Source organism: Microbacterium sp. Leaf161 (assembly GCF_001423645.1).
In the GTDB taxonomy this organism is placed as follows: Bacteria; Actinomycetota; Actinomycetes; order Actinomycetales; family Microbacteriaceae; genus Microbacterium; species Microbacterium forte.
The window spans coordinates 428,805-445,123 of record NZ_LMOW01000002.1; the positions used below are offsets into that span (position 1 = coordinate 428,805).

Annotated in this window: 15 protein-coding genes; all 15 read right to left on the reverse strand. The window is 68.4% G+C overall.

Going from position 1 to position 16,319, the window contains the following annotated elements:
* Positions 1 to 4: 4 nt before the first annotated feature.
* The 15 genes from ASF87_RS14830 to fmt all read right to left on the reverse strand — a co-directional run bounded on the left by ASF87_RS14830 (position 5) and on the right by fmt (position 16,285).
* Complete coding sequence (locus ASF87_RS14830; RefSeq protein ID WP_056376878.1) at positions 5 to 1,471, reverse strand: glutamate synthase subunit beta; 1,467 nt, start codon at positions 1,469 to 1,471, stop codon at positions 5 to 7.
* The gene (gene gltB, locus ASF87_RS14835) at positions 1,464 to 5,987 is read right to left on the reverse strand and encodes a glutamate synthase large subunit (RefSeq protein WP_157550125.1); all 4,524 of its coding nucleotides are present in this window, start codon (positions 5,985 to 5,987) and stop codon (positions 1,464 to 1,466) included. The genes ASF87_RS14830 and gltB overlap by 8 nt, the downstream gene beginning before the upstream one ends.
* A gap of 135 nt (positions 5,988 to 6,122) precedes the next feature.
* Complete coding sequence (lgt, locus tag ASF87_RS14840; RefSeq protein ID WP_056376882.1) at positions 6,123 to 7,151, reverse strand: prolipoprotein diacylglyceryl transferase; 1,029 nt, start codon at positions 7,149 to 7,151, stop codon at positions 6,123 to 6,125.
* A gap of 10 nt (positions 7,152 to 7,161) precedes the next feature.
* A complete protein-coding gene (trpA, locus tag ASF87_RS14845) occupies positions 7,162 to 7,965 on the reverse strand; it encodes a tryptophan synthase subunit alpha (protein ID WP_056376884.1) in 804 nt (267 codons plus the stop codon).
* Positions 7,962 to 9,230: a tryptophan synthase subunit beta gene (trpB, locus tag ASF87_RS14850; protein WP_056376886.1), complete on the reverse strand. Its 1,269-nt coding sequence runs from the start codon at positions 9,228 to 9,230 to the stop codon at positions 7,962 to 7,964. The genes trpA and trpB overlap by 4 nt, the downstream gene beginning before the upstream one ends.
* Positions 9,230 to 10,000 carry an indole-3-glycerol phosphate synthase TrpC gene (gene trpC / locus ASF87_RS14855; RefSeq protein ID WP_042536776.1) on the reverse strand — a complete coding sequence of 257 codons (771 nt, stop codon included), beginning with the start codon at positions 9,998 to 10,000 and terminating at the stop codon, positions 9,230 to 9,232. Before trpC ends, trpB begins: the two co-directional genes overlap by 1 nt.
* A 2-nt stretch (positions 10,001 to 10,002) precedes the next feature.
* Complete coding sequence (locus ASF87_RS14860; RefSeq protein WP_042536642.1) at positions 10,003 to 10,248, reverse strand: HGxxPAAW family protein; 246 nt, start codon at positions 10,246 to 10,248, stop codon at positions 10,003 to 10,005.
* A gap of 48 nt (positions 10,249 to 10,296) precedes the next feature.
* Positions 10,297 to 10,887, reverse strand: a complete 591-nt coding sequence (locus tag ASF87_RS14865; RefSeq protein ID WP_056376889.1) for a Trp biosynthesis-associated membrane protein — start codon at positions 10,885 to 10,887, stop codon at positions 10,297 to 10,299.
* Positions 10,884 to 11,243 carry a phosphoribosyl-AMP cyclohydrolase gene (gene hisI, locus ASF87_RS14870; RefSeq protein ID WP_042536640.1) on the reverse strand — a complete coding sequence of 120 codons (360 nt, stop codon included), beginning with the start codon at positions 11,241 to 11,243 and terminating at the stop codon, positions 10,884 to 10,886. The genes ASF87_RS14865 and hisI overlap by 4 nt, the downstream gene beginning before the upstream one ends.
* Complete coding sequence (gene hisF, locus ASF87_RS14875; RefSeq protein WP_056376891.1) at positions 11,240 to 12,001, reverse strand: imidazole glycerol phosphate synthase subunit HisF; 762 nt, start codon at positions 11,999 to 12,001, stop codon at positions 11,240 to 11,242. Before hisF ends, hisI begins: the two co-directional genes overlap by 4 nt.
* The gene (gene hisG / locus ASF87_RS14880; RefSeq protein WP_056376894.1) at positions 12,001 to 12,843 is read right to left on the reverse strand and encodes an ATP phosphoribosyltransferase; all 843 of its coding nucleotides are present in this window, start codon (positions 12,841 to 12,843) and stop codon (positions 12,001 to 12,003) included. The genes hisF and hisG overlap by 1 nt, the downstream gene beginning before the upstream one ends.
* A gap of 38 nt (positions 12,844 to 12,881) precedes the next feature.
* Positions 12,882 to 13,145 (reverse strand): phosphoribosyl-ATP diphosphatase, encoded by a 264-nt coding sequence (locus ASF87_RS14885; protein WP_042536637.1) that lies wholly within the window; start codon positions 13,143 to 13,145, stop codon positions 12,882 to 12,884.
* Entirely contained in the window at positions 13,142 to 13,822 is a 681-nt protein-coding gene (gene rpe, locus ASF87_RS14890) for a ribulose-phosphate 3-epimerase (RefSeq protein WP_042536636.1), read from the reverse strand. The genes ASF87_RS14885 and rpe overlap by 4 nt, the downstream gene beginning before the upstream one ends.
* Positions 13,823 to 13,826: 4 nt before the next feature.
* Positions 13,827 to 15,368 carry an RsmB/NOP family class I SAM-dependent RNA methyltransferase gene (locus ASF87_RS14895; protein ID WP_082508939.1) on the reverse strand — a complete coding sequence of 514 codons (1,542 nt, stop codon included), beginning with the start codon at positions 15,366 to 15,368 and terminating at the stop codon, positions 13,827 to 13,829.
* Positions 15,365 to 16,285: a methionyl-tRNA formyltransferase gene (gene fmt / locus ASF87_RS14900; RefSeq protein ID WP_056376898.1), complete on the reverse strand. Its 921-nt coding sequence runs from the start codon at positions 16,283 to 16,285 to the stop codon at positions 15,365 to 15,367. The genes ASF87_RS14895 and fmt overlap by 4 nt, the downstream gene beginning before the upstream one ends.
* Between the last annotated feature and the right edge of the window lie 34 nt (positions 16,286 to 16,319).

Below are 16,319 nucleotides of genomic sequence, written 5' to 3' on the forward strand. Positions count from 1 at the left end.
CAGCCTACGCGGGCTGGAGACCGATAGCGACTTCATGCGGTCGCACAGGCTCGGGCAGAACGGTCGTCCCCATGAGGAAGCGATCGACGTTGGCCGCGGCTGCACGGCCCTCCGCGATCGCCCACACGATGAGGGACTGCCCCCGCCCGGCATCGCCGGCGACGAACACACCGGGGACGGTCGACTCGTAGCTGTCATCGCGCCGGAAGGCACCGCGGTCGGTGACCTGCGGAAGTGTGTCCTCGGTGTAGCCGTCCTGCTCCGGGCCGGTGAAGCCCATGGCGATCAGCACGAGGTCTGCGGGGATCTCGCGCTCGGTGCCGCTCTTGGGCACGCGGCGGCCGTCGATGTACTCGGTCTCGGCAACGCGCAGAGCGCGAACCTCGCCGACGTCGTTGGAGAGGAACTCGACGGTGGAGGCGAGAAAGACGCGCTCACCGCCCTCTTCATGAGCGGAGGAGACCTCGAAGAGCGTCGGCATCATCGGCCACGGCTGGTGTCCCGGACGCTCGGTGCCCGGCTGCTTGCCGATCGCGAGGTTCGTGACGCTGAGCGCGCCCTGACGGTGCGCGGTTCCGATGCAGTCCGCACCGGTGTCGCCGCCGCCGATGACGATGACGTGCTTGCCCTCGGCGGTGATCTGCTCAGGAACCTTGTCTCCGGCGACCGCGTGGTTGGATTCGACGAGGTACTCCATCGCGAAGTGCACTCCGTCGAGGTCACGACCGGGGATAGAGAGGTCGCGGGGAATCGTGGATCCGGTGGCGATCACGACGGCGTCGTAGCGGGCGCGGAGGTCGGACCACGAGATGTCCTTGCCGATCTCCACTCCGGCACGGAACCTGGTGCCCTCCTCCTGCATCTGGCGAAGGCGCGACTCGAGCTGCCCCTTCTCCATCTTGAAGTCGGGGATGCCGTAGCGCAGCAGGCCGCCGATGCGGTCGTCGCGCTCGAAGACCGCGACGGTGTGACCCGCACGGGTGAGCTGCTGCGCGGCGGCGAGCCCAGCTGGGCCGGACCCCACGACCGCGACCGTCTTGCCGGTCAGACGAGCGGGAGGCTGCGGCTCGACCCAGCCCTTGGCGAAGGCCTCGTCGATGATCGAGACCTCGATCTGCTTTATCGTGACCGCGGGCTGGTTGATGCCGAGCACGCACGAGCTCTCGCACGGGGCCGGGCACAGACGACCCGTGAACTCCGGGAAGTTGTTGGTCGCATGCAGGCGATCGATCGCCGCACGCCCTTCTCCGCGCCAGGTCAGGTCGTTCCACTCGGGGATCAGGTTTCCCAGCGGGCAGCCCTGATGGCAGAACGGCACACCGCAATCCATGCAGCGCCCGGCCTGACGCTTCAGGACCGCCTGATCGCCGGCCTCGTAGACCTCTTTCCAGTCCATGATGCGCACCGGCACAGGACGACGCTTCGGAAGCTCACGCTCAGTGACCTTCAGAAAACCTTTGGGATCAGCCACCGGTCACCTCCAGGATGCGGTTCCAGACGATGTCGCCGTCGGGGTCGATGCCCTCGGCGACTGCTTCTTCGCGCATGCTGCGCACTGCGGCGTAGTCCCGCGGAAGCACCTTCGTGAACTGGCCGGCGGTCTCATCGAACCGCGCCAGGATGTCGGAGCCGAGCGGCGAGGCCGTGCGCTCCACGTGTGCGACGATCAGGCTGCGCAGCACTTCGAGGTCGGCACGGTCGAGCGGTTCGAGCCTGAGCTCTCCGCTGCCGAGCGACTGGGCGTTGATCTTGCCGCTGTCGAGCGAGTGGATGTAGGCCACTCCCCCGGACATTCCGGCGCCGAGGTTGCGACCCGTCGAGCCGAGGATCACCGCGACCCCACCGGTCATGTACTCGAGCGCGTGGTCGCCCACTCCCTCGACGACCGCGGTCGCCCCGGAGTTGCGGACGAGGAATCTCTCGCCCACGACGCCGGACAGGAACATCGTTCCCGCCGTCGCACCGTAACCGATGACGTTGCCGGCGATCACGTTCTCGTGAGGCTTGATGGTGGAACCACGCGCCGGACGGATCGAGATGTCGCCGCCCGAGAGCCCCTTGCCGACGTAGTCGTTCGCGTCGCCTTCGAGGCGCAGCACGATGCCCGAGGGAAGGAACGCTCCCAGCGACTGACCGGCGGTGCCGTGCAACGTGACGTCGATGGTGCCGCTGGGAAGCCCCGCAGCACCGTGACGCGACGTGACCTGGTGACCCAGCATCGTGCCGACGGCCCGCTCGGTGTTGGCGATGGGCAGCTCGACCACGACCGGCTCTCCGTTGAGGAGAGCGGGCTTCGCGATGTCGATGAGTTGCACGTCGAAGTGCTTCTCGAGCTCGTGATCCTGGGTGCGGCGGCTGCGACGCGGCTCGCTCGCGGGGAACGCGGGGCCCTCGAGCACAGGGCTCAGGTCGAGACCCTCCGCCTTCCAGTGCTGCAGGGCCGCGTTCGCCTCGATGAGCTCTGCACGCCCCACGATCTCGTCGATCGAGCGGAACCCGAGCTCCGCCAGGATCTCGCGGACCTCCTCGGCGATGAACTCCATGAAGTTCACGACGAACTCCGGCTTGCCCGTGAAGCGCTCGCGCAGCACCGGGTTCTGCGTCGCGACGCCCACCGGGCAGGTGTCCAGGTGGCAGACTCGCATCATGATGCACCCGCTGACGACCAGCGGGGCGGTGGCGAAGCCGAACTCCTCTGCGCCGAGCAGGGCGCCGATGATGACATCGCGTCCGGTCTTCAGCTGGCCGTCGACCTGCACCACCACGCGGTCGCGCATGCCGTTCAGCATGAGCGTCTGCTGCGTCTCGGCGAGGCCGAGTTCCCAAGGCGTTCCCGCGTGCTTGAGGGAGTTCATCGGGCTAGCGCCCGTGCCGCCGTCATGGCCGGACACCAGGATGACGTCGCTGAGCGCCTTCGCGACACCCGCGGACACTGCGCCGATACCCGACTGGCTGACCAGTTTCGTGTGGATCCGCGCCTCGGGGTTGGCCCGCTTCAGGTCGAAGATGAGCTGCTTCAGATCTTCGATCGAGTAGATGTCGTGATGCGGCGGCGGCGAGATGAGGCCGACGCCGGGCGTGCCGCCGCGTGTGCGCGCGACCCAGGGGTAGACCTTCTGCGGAGGCAGTTGACCGCCCTCGCCGGGCTTGGCGCCCTGGGCGAGCTTGATCTGGATGTCGTCGGCTTCGGTGAGGTACAGGCTCGTGACTCCGAAGCGTCCGGACGCGACCTGCTTGATCGCGCTGCGGCGTTCGGGGTCGAGCAGACGGTCGGTGTCCTCGCCACCCTCGCCGGTGTTCGACTTGCCGCCGAGCCGGTTCATCGCGATCGCGAGCGTCTCGTGCGCCTCTTTCGAGATCGAGCCGTAGCTCATGGCGCCCGTCGAGAAACGCTTCACGATCGCGGAGACCGGCTCGACCTCATCGAGCGGCACAGGCTTGCGGGTGCCGGTGCGCAGCGTGAACATCCCGCGGAGCGTCTTGAGCTCCGCCGCCTGGTCGTCGACCATCTTCGTGTACTCGCGGAAGATGTCGTAGCGGCGCTCGCGCGTCGCGTGCTGCAGCTTGAACACAGTCTCGGGGTTGAAGAGATGCGGTGAGCCGTCGCGGCGCCACTGGTATTCACCACCGGTCCACAGTCGCTCGTGCGCACGAGCAGCTTCGTCCTCGGGATAGGCGTAGTCGTGGCGAGCCTGATTCTCGATGAAGATCTCTTGGATGCCGATTCCGCCGAGCTTCGACTCGGTGCGCGTGAAGTACTTGTCGATGAACTCCTCGCTCAGGCCTACGGCCTCGAAGACCTGGGCCCCGGCGTACGACGACACAGTCGAGATGCCCATCTTCGACATGATCTTCAGGACTCCCTTGCCGAGCGCGTAGATCAGGTTGCGGACGGCCTTCTCGGGGCTGATGCCCGTGATGTAGCCGGTGCGCACGAGATGCTCGACCGTCTCCATCGCGAGATACGGGTTGACCGCCGAGGCGCCGTAGCCGATCAGAGTCGCGACGTGGTGCACCTCGCGCACATCGCCCGCTTCGACGATCAGTCCGACCTTCATGCGGTTCTCGCGGCGGATCAGGTGGTGATGGATCGCCGAGACCATGAGCAGCGACGGGATCGGGGTCAGATCCTTGTTCGAGTCGCGGTCCGACAGGATGACGAACTCGGCACCCTGTTCGATGGCCTCGTCGACCTCGTCGCACATCTCGGTGAGACGCTTCTCGAGCGTGTTCGACCCGGCGTCGAAGTGGTAGAGACCCTTGATCGTCACGCTCGAGCGATCCGGAAGCGCCTTGTCGATGTGGCGGATCTTCGCGAGCTCGTCGTTGTCGATGACGGGGAAGTCGAGCGACACGGTGCGCGTGTGGTCCGGGCCCCACGTGAGCAGGTTGCTCTCGGGGCCGAGACCCAGCTTGAGGCTCGTCACGACCTCTTCGCGGATCGAGTCGAGCGGCGGGTTGGTGACCTGCGCGAACTGCTGCGTGAAGTAGTCGAAGAGCAGACGCGGGCGCTTGCTGAGCACCGCGATCGGAGTATCCGATCCCATGGCACCGAGGGGCTCGACGCCGGTCTGACCCATCGGGGTCAGCAGCAGACGCACCTCCTCTTCGGTGTAGCCGAAGGTGCGCTGACGCCGGGTGATGGACGCCGGCGGGTGCACGATGTGCTCACGCTCGGGAAGGTCGGCGAGACGGACGGATCCGGCATCCAGCCATTCCTGCCACGGGTGCAGGGTCGCGAGGTCGCGCTTGATCTCCTCGTCCTCGATGATGCGCTGCTGCGAGGTGTCGACGAGGAACATCTTGCCCGGCTGCAGGCGTCCTCGACGCTTGATCCGCTCGGGCTCGAAGGTGAGCACGCCGGTCTCCGAACCGATGACGATCAGGCCGTCGGTCGTCTCGGTCCAGCGCCCTGGGCGCAGACCGTTGCGGTCGAGGGTCGCTCCGACCACGGTGCCGTCGGTGAAGATGAGGGCGGCCGGGCCGTCCCACGGCTCCATCTGGTTCGAGTGGTACTCGTAGAACGAGCGCAGCTCGGGTGAGATGTCCGACTGCTTCTCGTAGGCCTCCGGCACCATCATCATGATGGCGTGCGGCAGGCTGCGCCCCGTGAGCGTGAGCAGCTCGAGCACTTCGTCGAACGACGCGGAGTCGCTGGCGCCGTCGGTGCAGATCGGCAGCAGAGGTGCCATGTCTCCGAGCAGCTCGGACTCGAGCTGCGACTGACGCGCACGCATCCAGTTGCGGTTGCCGCCGACCGTGTTGATCTCACCGTTGTGCGCGAGCATGCGCAGCGGTTGAGCCAGCGGCCAGGACGGGAACGTGTTTGTCGAGTAGCGCGAGTGCACGACGGCGAGCTCCGACATGAAGCGCTCGTCCTGCAGGTCGGGGTAGAAGGGCTCGAGCTGGAGCGTCGTGACCATGCCCTTGTAGCCGAGCGTGCGCGCGGACAGCGAGACGAAGTACGCCCCCAGCTCGTGGCCGGCGCGCTTGCGCAGGCGGTAGGCGACGCGGTCGAGCGCGATCCCGGTGAGCGGCGCGTCGGAGTGGGTCGCTCCCCCGGCGCTCACGAAGAGCTGCTCGAAGGCGGGTCGGGCTTCGTCTGCGAGCTTGCCGAGGTTGTCGTTGACCGTCGGCACCTCACGCCAGCCGAGGACGCGCAGGCCCTCGGCGCGGGCGATCTTCTCGATACCGGCCTTCTGCTGACGGCGCTCGCTGGAATCGCGCGGGAGGAACGCCAGACCCGCGGCGTACTCGCCGACCGGGGGCAGCTCGAAATCTGTGACCGCGCGCAGGAACGCGTCCGGCATCTGGGTCAGGATGCCCGCACCGTCACCGGTGCCGGCATCCGAGCCGATCGCACCGCGGTGCTCGAGGTTGCGCAGCGCCTCGAGCGCCAGCGCGATGATGTCGTGGCCGGCTTCGCCACGCAGGGTCGCGACCATGGCGAGGCCGCAGGCGTCCTTCTCGAACGCCGGGTTGTACATGCCCTGCTTCGGGGGGTAAGCGCCGGAAGCGCCGTAGGGAGGCTGAAAATACACCAGTACCGTCCTCAGATCTGCAGCTGACCCGGGGACGTCATTGGCCGGGTGGATGTGATGGGGTCCGCACGGACCGGTCGGCTATCGAGCGCCTTCGGCGTCCGTGGGAGCGGTGCTTGTGGCGCTGGCTCCTGCGGCGACTTCTTCGGACGGAGGCTCACTCAGGTCCACGAAGTCGGAGGGATTGTTCTGCGATTCTACATCAGCGTCCAGGTCGGTCCGGCCGCGACCGGGCTGGTACGGCGATGGCTCGAGTCCGGGGTGACGGCGGGACTGCACGATGAGGATCGCAAGACCGACGACGATGCCGATGATCGCAGCCCAGACGTTGCTGCGCAGGCCCAGGATGATCTCGCTCGGATCGATGCGGATCGACTCCCAGACCACACGGCCGGCGCTGTACCAGATGAGGTAGATCGCGAAGAGCCTGCCCCACTGGAACGCGGTCGCCTTGCGGCTCAGCCACAGCAGAACGATGACGCCGAGACCGTTCCAGAGCACCTCGTAGAGGAAGGTCGGGTGGAAGAGCGTCCCCTCGGGAAGCCCAGGAGGGAATGCGGAGTTGTCAGCGGGGATCTCGAGACCCCACGGCAGGTCGGTGGGGAGTCCATAGAGCTCCTTGTTGAACCAGTTGCCGAAGCGGCCCATTGCCTGCGCGAGCAGGAGCCCGGGCGCCAGCGCGTCGGCGAAGGTCCAGAAGCGGATGCCGGTCCAGCGGCAGCCGAGGTATGCACCGACGGCTCCACCGATGAGGGCGCCGAAGATGGCGATGCCACCCTCCCAGATCGCCCAGACGGAGCCGGGCTCGAACGGGTTCCAGGTGTTCCTGCCCTCGCCGAAGTAGAAGTTCGGGTGGGTGAGCACGTGGAAGATGCGCGCGCCAATGATCGCCAGCGGAACGGCGAGGATCGAGATGTCGATCACGACCCACGGCTCTGCCCCGCGCCTCGTGAGGCGGTGGTTGGTCAGCAGCACCGCGGCGATGATGCCGGCGATGATGCAGAGCGCGTAGAAGTGGATCCGTAGCGGCCCGAGGTCGATGTAGGAGACCGGGGGGCTCGGGATGCTGGCGAGCACGCCGCCGAAGGTGCTGTGAAGCGCGAGGGACATGAGTGCGATTCTAGTTCTCGTGTGCGGGGCGTGCCGACGACGTGCCGACTGCCAGGTTTCGGGTGACCTCTGCGAGCGCGGGGATTCCGCCGTCGCGGAGAGCGCGGACCAGCGCGGTGCCGACGATCGCGCCGTCCGCGTATTCGGAGACCCCCGCGATCTGCTCGGCGGTCGAGATGCCGATGCCGACGCAGGCGCGGACATCGCCGTGCTCGCGCAGGCGACCGACCAGGGTGCGCGCCGCCCGGTCGAGCTCGGTGCGCTCACCGGTGATGCCCATGGTCGAGACGGTGTAGACGAAGCCGGTCGAGGACTTCACGACCAGCCCGAGGCGTTCGTCCGACGAGGTGGGAGCTGCGAGGAAGACACGGTCGAGACCGGTGCGCTCACTCGCTGCTATCCACTCCCCCGCGACCTCCGGGGTGATGTCGGGGGTGATGAGCCCGGCGCCGCCGGCTGCGAGCAGGTCGTCAGCGTACCGATCGACGCCGTACTGGAACACGGGGTTCCAGTACGTCATGACCAGCACCGGCACGTCTGTCGCGGCGGTGATCGCGCGCACAGCGGTGAAGAGGTCCTTCATCTTGAACCCGTTCGCGAGCGCCGCGGTGGTCGCCTCCTGGATCACCGCGCCGTCCATCACCGGGTCGCTGTAGGGCGGGCCGAGCTCGATGATGTCGACACCGTTCTCAGCGAGTGCGATGGCCGCCTGGATGCTGGTCTCGAGGTCGGGGAACCCGACCGGGAGGTATCCGACGAACGCGCTGCGGCCGGCCTCGTGTGCTGCGGCTATCGCCTGTTCCACGCGGCTCACAGTTCCGGCTCCCCCTTCGACGCGGCTGCCTCGGCGTCGCTCTCGTCCTCGACGTCGTGCGCGAGCGCCTCGGCGTCGTAGAGGTCGAAGTACCGAGCAGCCGTGTCCATGTCCTTGTCGCCGCGGCCGGAGAGGCAGATGGCGAGCACGGCGTCAGGTCCCAGCTCACGGCCCAGGCGCAGAGCCCCCGCAAGGGCGTGCGCCGACTCGATCGCCGGGATGATGCCCTCGGTGCGGCTCAGCAGGCGCAGTGCCTGCATGGCCTCGTCGTCAGTCGCAGGGATGTACTCGGCGCGGCCGATGTCGGCGAGCCAGGAGTGCTCAGGACCGACGCCCGGGTAGTCGAGGCCGGCGGAGATCGAGTGGGACTCGACCGTCTGGCCGTCTTCGTCCTGCAGCACATAGGTCTTGGCGCCGTGCAGGATGCCGGGGCGACCACGCTCGATCGATGCGGCATGCCGCGGAGTGTCGACGCCGTCTCCGGCGGCCTCGACGCCGTAGAGCTTCACGCCCTCGTCGTCGAGGAAGGCATCGAACATGCCGATCGCGTTCGAGCCGCCTCCGACGCAGGCGATGACCGCGTCGGGCAGACGTCCGACCTCGTCGAGGAGCTGCTGTCGCGCCTCCTCGCCGATGATCTTCTGGAAGTCCCGGACCATCGCGGGGAAAGGATGCGGGCCTGCAGCGGTGCCGAAGATGTAGTTGGTGGTCTCGACCGACGCGACCCAGTCGCGGTAGGCGTCGTTGATCGCATCCTTCAGGGTGCGCGAACCCGAGGTGACGGCGACGACCTCTGCGCCGAGCAGTCGCATCCGAGCGACGTTCAGCGCCTGGCGCTCCGTGTCGACCTCACCCATGTAGATCGTGCACTCGAGACCGAAGAGGGCGGCAGCCGTCGCCGTGGCGACGCCGTGCTGACCCGCGCCCGTCTCGGCGATCACGCGCTTCTTGCCGAGACGTTTCGTCAGCAGCGCCTGACCGAGCACGTTGTTGATCTTGTGCGAGCCGGTGTGGTTGAGATCCTCGCGCTTGAGGAAGACGCGCGCACCACCGGCGTGTTCGGCGAACCGGGCGACCTCGGTCAGCGGAGACGGACGGCCGGCGTACGAGCTGAGCAGAGACGCCAGCTCGGCGCGGAACGCCGGGTCGACGATCGCATCGGCGTACGCCGCTGAGAGCTCGTCGATCGCGGCGATCAGCGACTCGGGCATGTATCGCCCGCCGTATACGCCGAACAGGGGACCATGCTGATCTCGCAGGCTCATCACGCCTCCAGGAAGCTCTTGAGTGTGGCGACCGGGTCGCCCGTGACGAGCGCCTCCCCGATCAGGACGACGTCAGCACCCGCGGAGCGGTAGTGCGTGACGTCTGCAGGTGTGAGGACCGCGGACTCGGCGATCTTGACGGCGGAATCCGGGATGCGGTCTACGAGTCGGCCGAAGAGGTCGCGGTCGAGCTCGAGCGTCGTCAGATCGCGAGCGTTGACACCGATCAGCGGAGCTCCGAGATCGATCGCCACCTCGAGCTCGTCGGCCGAATGGGTCTCGACGAGCGGAGTCATGCCGAGCTCCGTGATGAAGCCGAACAGATCACGGAGCACGTGGGGATCGAGTCCGGCGACGATGAGCAGCACGAGGTCGGCACCGGCTGCTCGGGCTTCGAGCACCTGATATCGGTTCGCGATGAAGTCCTTGCGCAGCACAGGCAGCGACACACGGGCCGTGACGGCCTCGAGATCGGCGAGACTGCCGCCGAATCGACGCTCCTCGGTCAGGACGCTGATCGCTGACGCACCGCCCGTCTCATACAGAGAAGCCTGCAGTGCCGGGTCGGGGATCTCGGCGAGAGCACCCCGCGACGGACTCGCGCGCTTCACCTCGGCGATGATCTTCACGCGCTCGGCGGGAGCGAGGAACGCGAGCGCGTCCTTGGCGGCGGGGCGTGCGAGAGCGTCGCGCTCGACGTCGGCCAGAGGCCGGGTCAGAGCACGACGTTCAGCGTCTGCGACTGCGCCGGCCGTGAGGTCGGCGAGCACCATTAGTGCGCCTTCGGCGAGTACTTGGGGCCCTTCACGCCGTACCCGGCCCTCGACAGCAGCCAGCCCACGAGCGCACCGATCGGGATGATCGCGGCACCCACCCAGATCAGGGCGACCCAGACGGGGCTGAACTCGGCGAGGCAGAACGCCAGCGTGCCGATCGTGAAGCCGGCGAGCATGATGATGACGCCCGTCCAAGCGGCAGGCGAGTGTCCGTGGCCGGGGTCAGCGATCGGGTTGGTCATGGTCTCCTCCGGGGGACGACGTGCTGGTTCGGATCAAGTCTATCGGGGTCATCGTGTCGGGTCGGTTCCGCGCGAGAGGTCGTCCCACGAATCGATCGCGTCCACGGGCCCGGCGGTCGAGTCGACATGTGCGGCATCGGTGCGGTAGCGGCGTCCTCCGCGCTTCCATCGCCGCCACGTGAGGAGCACGACGAGGGATGCCGCCAGCAGGATCACCCAGCCGACGAGCGTCATCACGGGCCAGGCCGACAGTTCGATGCCGGCGACGACGTCGGCGATCGCCGTGCTGCCTGCGAGCCCGGTCGTCTCGGTGACGGTGGGACCGACAGCGCTCAGCGGCTCGGTCAGCAGCAGCTGCAGGGTGGTCCAGCCGAGGAACAGTGCTGCTGCGGTGGCGAGAACGCCGAACACGAGTCGCATCACCGGGCCGACGATCGAAAGGGCGATGCCGAGCGCCAGGACCGCGAGGCTCAGAGGAGCGAGCAGCGGCAGCGCGGACGCGCCGGGCACGAGGATGGCCTCCCCGGCATCCGCGCGTTCGACGGTGAGCCACGTCTGGGTCGACGAGATGATCCCGACCGCTCCCGCAAGGAGGAAGCCGGAGACGGCGATCGAGCGACCTCTGCGCGCGAGAGTCACTCGGCCGAACTCCCCTCGACGGCGTGCAGGTCCGTCGTGTCGAAGCAGGTGCGGGTGCCGGTGTGACAGGCGGGGCCGGTCTGGTCGACCCGCAGCAGGATGGCGTCGCCGTCGCAGTCGAGTCTCGCCTCGTGCACCACCTGGATGTGCCCGGAGGTGTCTCCCTTGCGCCAGTACTCCTGACGCGAGCGCGACCAGTACACCGCGCGGCCGGTGGTGAGGGTGCGGCGCAGGGCCTCGGCATCGACCCACGCGAGCATGAGGACCTCTGCCGTGTCCCACTGCTGGACGATCACCGGCGCGAGGCCGTCGTCGTTGAAGGCGACCTGAGCGATGCGTTCCTCGATATCGTTCATCGGACGAGCACTCCCTCCGCGCGCAGCGCGTCCTTGACGTCGCCGACCGTGAGCGCGCCCGTGTGGAACACGCTGGCTGCCAGCACCGCATCCGCTCCGGCCTTGATCGCGGGAGCGAAGTCGGATGCCTTGCCTGCGCCACCTGAGGCGATCACCGGCACTGAGGCGGCCTCACGCATGAGCTTCACCAGTTCGAGGTCGAAGCCGTCTCGCGTGCCGTCGGCGTCGATCGAGTTGACCAGCAACTCGCCTGCCCCGCGCTCCGCCGCCTCACGCGCCCAGTCGAGCGCATCGAGCGTCGTCTGGGTGCGTCCGCCATGGGTGGTGACAACGAAACCCGAGGGAGTGCCGGGTGCCCGCTTGACGTCGAGCGACAGCACCAGCACCTGTGCGCCGAAGCGGTCCGCGATCTCGCCGATCAGTTCAGGGCGAGCGATGGCCGCCGAGTTGACCCCGACCTTGTCGGCGCCGACCGAGAGGAGCCGCGCCACGTCGTCGACGCTGCGCACTCCCCCGCCGACCGTCAGCGGCACGAACACCTGCTCAGCCGTGCGCTGCACCACGTCGTACGTCGTCGCGCGAGCATCGACGGTCGCCGTGACGTCGAGGAACGTGATCTCGTCTGCGCCCTGCGCCGCGTAGTGGCGCGCGAGCTCGACGGGGTCGCCCATATCGCGCAGGTTCTCGAAGTTGACGCCTTTGACGACGCGACCCGCGGCGACGTCGAGGCACGGGATGACGCGACTCGCGAGCGCCATCAGAGCCTCGCGTTGTGGATCGCCGTGACGAGGATCGCGCGAGCGCCGAGCGCGTACAGCGCGTCCATCACGGGGTTGACCCGCGCACGCGCCACCATGACGCGGACGGCGACCCACTCGGGATCGCGGAGCGGTGAGACCGTGGGCGACTCGATGCCACCCGCGATCTTGACGGCGTCGTCGAGCAGAGCCAGCGGCAGGTCGTAATCGATCATCACGAACCGCCGAGCGACCATGACGCCGCGCAGGCGGCGAAGAAGCGTCTCGGCCCCCTCGGCATCATGCGGGCCGGCGATCAGCACGGCCTCGGACTGCAGGATCACAGGGCCGAAGACGTCGAGCCCCGCCTGACGCAGCGTCGTTCCGGTCTCGACGACATCGGCGACGGCGTCGGCGACTCCGAGGCGCACGGCGGACTCCACCGCGCCGTCGAGCGGCACGAGGTCGACGGCGATGCCCCGCTCGTCGAGGAACGCGTCGACGAGGCCGGGGTACGACGTCGCGATGCGCAGCCCGTCGAGCTCTGAGACGTCGGTGTAGCGCCCCGATGGCGCGGCGAAGCGGAACGTCGACCCGGCGAAGCCGAGCGCCTCGATCTCGCGCGCGCCCGGCATGCGGGCGTCGAGGAGCAGATCGCGTCCTGTGATGCCGACGTCGATGGCGCCGGACCCGACGTAGGTCGCGATGTCCTTCGGGCGGAGATAGAAGAACTCGACGTCGTTGTCGGCATCGACGACGTGAAGCGTCTTGGGGTCACGACGGCCGGCGTAGCCGGCCTCCGCGAGCATGTCGGCGGCCGTCTCGGAGAGAGAGCCCTTGTTGGGAACAGCAATGCGCAGCATGGGAAGCCTTCAGATCGAAGCGAGTGGGGCGGAGCGCTTCACAGATGTCGGTAGACGTCCTGAAGGCTCAGGCCCTTCGCGATCATCATCACCTGGACGTGGTAGAGCAGCTGCGAGATCTCCTCCGCAGCGGCTTCATCGGATTCGTACTCGGAGGCCATCCAGACTTCGGCGGCCTCCTCGACGATCTTCTTGCCGATCGTGTGCACGCCGCCATCGAGCTCCGCGACCGTCCCCGATCCCTCTGGACGGGTCTCGGCCTTGACGCTGAGCTCGGCGAACAGCTCGTCGAAAGTCTTCACGATTCCAGGCTAGCGGCTCTGGCGCGGTCTCTGAGCCGGGTGACGGCCGCCTCGACGTCGTCGGCGCCGTAGACCGCCGACCCGGCGACGAATGTGTCGGCGCCCGCGGCGGCTGCCGCCTCGATGGTCGCGTCCGAGATGCCGCCGTCGACCTGCAACCAGACGTTCGATCCGCGACGCTTGGCCTCGTCGGCGAGAGCGCGCAGCTTGGGCATGGTCTCGTGCATGAACCCCTGCCCGCCGAACCCGGGTTCGACCGTCATCACGAGGATCTGGTCGAACTCCTCGAGCACGCTGTAGAGCCCCTCAGCAGGGGTGTCCGGCTTGATCGCGACGCCGGCCCTCGCCCCGATGCTGCGCAGGGTGCGAGCGAGCGAGATCGGATCCGCCGCCGCTTCGAGGTGGAACGTGACGCTGGCGGCGCCCAGCTCTGCATAGGCGGGTGCCCAGCGCTCGGGCTCGGTGATCATCAGGTGCACGTCGAGCGGTATGGGGCTGGTCGCCTGGATCCGTTCGACCATCTGCGGCCCGAACGTGAGGTTCGGCACGAAGTGGTTGTCCATCACATCGACGTGAGCGAAATCCGCGGTCGCGATCTTGGCGAGATCGCGCTGCATGTTCACGAAGTCGGCAGCGAGGATGCTGGGGTTGATGCGCGGTGCGCTGGGGAGTTCCACGTCTCTAGTCTCTCTCTTCGGAGTTCGCGTCGCCCTGCTCGGTGGCGGTGCGCTGGAGCAGGGCGAGGAACATGGCATCGGTGCCGTGGCGGTGCGGCCACAGCTGCACGCGACCGGAGCCGTCGCCGGCGAGGTCGATCGGTGACGCAGAGACACCCTGGAGCACGCCACGCGCATCGAGCTCGGTGATGTCTGTGCGGCCTCGGAGCACCTCCTGGACGACGCCCGTCGTCTCGGCGAGATGCGGCGAGCAGGTGACGTACGCGACGATCCCACCCGGCGCGAGGGCGTCGAGGGCGGAGCTGAGGAGTTCGACCTGCAGCGGCACGAGCTCTGCCACGTCGGCGGGGGTCTTGCGCCAGCGCGCTTCCGGCCGCCGTCTGAGTGCGCCGAGGCCCGTGCAGGGCGCATCGACGAGGATGCGATCGAACGCGCCGGGGTGGGACGCGCCGAACGAGCGACCGTCCTCCTCGTGCACCACGACCTCGCCCGGCACCGCACGCAGGGCGTTGCGCACGAGACGTGCGCGTGTCGGGATGACCTCGTTCGCCTCGAGCGCGACGTCGTGCTCGCGGGCGATGGCGGCGAGCAGCGCGGTCTTGCCGCCCGGGCCGGCGCACAGGTCGAGCCAGCGCTCGCCCGACGTGATAGGCGCGGCAGCCGCCAGGGCGAGAGCGACGAGCTGCGAACCCTCGTCCTGCACGCGGACGGTGCCGCCTGTCGCGGCGATCACGCGATGCGGGTCTCCCCCGGGCGAGCCGAAAGCGGTCGGCGCGTACGGACGCCGTGGCTCACCCGGGTCTGCGAGACCGGGGAGCGCGACCAGCGTCACCTCCGGCGAGGCGTTGTCGGCGTCGAGGAGATCTTCGAGCTCGTCTGCCCGGCCCTCGGCCGCCAGCGCACGTCGCAATGCCCTGATGACCCATACAGGATGCGCGGAGCGCAGTGCGAGACGCTCGTCATCGGACCGTGCCGAGCTCTCGATGCGGTCTTCCCACTCCCCCGGTGTCTCTCGGGCGATCCGGCGCAGCACGGCGTTCGCGAAGCTCGAAGCGCCTCGCCCCTGCGTCGAGGCGACCAGATTCACGGATTCGTTGACGGCCGCGTGCGAGGCGACCCGTGTGGCGAGCAGCTGGTGCGTCGCCAGGCGCAGCGCGTCGAGCACAGCCGGGTCGATCTCCTCCGCCGGACGATCGGCTGCGGTGGCGATGATCGCGTCGTAGGTGCCGCGTCGACGCAGCGTTCCGTATGCGAGTTCAGTGGCCAAGGCCGCATCCTGCGGGCCGAGGCCCGCCTCGGCGATGGCCGGAGGCAGGACGAGGTTGGCGTAGGCATCCGACTCGGAGACCGCTCGCAACACGTCGTACGCCACCCGACGCGCGGGCTGCACCGTGCGCTGCGGCCCGCGAGGCTCGTCGCCACGATGGCCCCGTGGCTGACCACCGGCCTGCTGACTGCCACGCTGCCCGTGCGATCGCCCCTGCGGCCGGTTCTGCGGACCGCCCGGACGGCCGTCGCGACGCCTCGCGTCTCCCTGGCCGCTCATGCTCCGGCTCGCAGACCGTCGGTGTCGCGTTGGCCCCGCCACCAGTCGACCGCGTTCATGGCTCCCTTGCCCGCCGGCTGCACACGAGCGACCGAGAGGGGCGTCGAGCCCGTGCCGATGAGGAGGGCCGACTTCGTGGCGATGATCTCTCCCGGTTCCAGGGTGACGACGTCGCTCGACGGCGCCGCCTCGAGGATCTTCAGACGGAGCCCGTCGACGGTGGTGTGCGCCCCGGGCTCGGGAGTGACTCCGCGGAAGCGCGCGAACACCTGAGCGAGGGGCTGGCTCCAATCGAGCAGTCCATCGTCGAGCGTCAGCTTCGGTGCCAGCGTCGGCTCACCGTGCTGCGGCACGGCTCGGGCAGTGCCGTCGGCGATGGCCTGCACGACCTCGGCCGTCAGCTGCGCCCCGTCGACGGCAAGGGTCGCGAGCGCCGCGTCGGCCGTCGCCCCTGCTGCCACATCCACGACGCGGGTCGCGAAGACATCTCCTGCGTCGAGGGCGGGCACGAGCTGGAAGACGCTTGCTCCTAGCTGGGCGTCGCCGGCGATCAACGCGCGCTGCACGGGAGCAGCACCTCGCCACTGGGGCAGAAGCGAGAAGTGGAGGTTGATCCATCCCTTCGCCGGAGTGGAGAGCAGCGGCTCTCGCACGAGGCCGCCATACGCGACGATCACGCCGAGCTCGACCTGCAGGGCCGCGATGGCCTCTGTCGCCTCGTCACCGAGTCGCGCAGCCTTGATGATCGGCAGACCGAGGTCGGCGGCTGCCTGAGCGACGGGTGACGGTGTCAGCACCCTCTTGCGCCCCAGCGGCGCATCAGGACGCGTGACCACAGCCGCGATGTCGTGCTCGTCCGCGAGGCGGAGGAGGGTGGGGACGGCTGCCGATGGTGTGCCGGCGAAGACGAGACGCATGAAGGTGCTCCGGAGGGATGCGGGGTGAGGATCC

Coding starts and splice junctions, on each gene's coding strand:
- ASF87_RS14895 (WP_082508939.1), bottom strand. CDS start 15,368: ATGAGCGGCCAGGGAGACGCGAGGCGTCGCGACGGCCGTCCGGGCGGT.
- hisG (WP_056376894.1), bottom strand. CDS start 12,843: ATGCTGCGCATTGCTGTTCCCAACAAGGGCTCTCTCTCCGAGACGGCC.
- gltB (WP_157550125.1), bottom strand. CDS start 5,987: ATGTACAACCCGGCGTTCGAGAAGGACGCCTGCGGCCTCGCCATGGTC.
- hisF (WP_056376891.1), bottom strand. CDS start 12,001: ATGGCGCTCGCGAGTCGCGTCATCCCGTGCCTCGACGTCGCCGCGGGT.
- ASF87_RS14860 (WP_042536642.1), bottom strand. CDS start 10,248: ATGACCAACCCGATCGCTGACCCCGGCCACGGACACTCGCCTGCCGCT.
- hisI (WP_042536640.1), bottom strand. CDS start 11,243: ATGAACGATATCGAGGAACGCATCGCTCAGGTCGCCTTCAACGACGAC.
- lgt (WP_056376882.1), bottom strand. CDS start 7,151: ATGTCCCTCGCGCTTCACAGCACCTTCGGCGGCGTGCTCGCCAGCATC.
- fmt (WP_056376898.1), bottom strand. CDS start 16,285: ATGCGTCTCGTCTTCGCCGGCACACCATCGGCAGCCGTCCCCACCCTC.
- trpB (WP_056376886.1), bottom strand. CDS start 9,230: ATGAGCCTGCGAGATCAGCATGGTCCCCTGTTCGGCGTATACGGCGGG.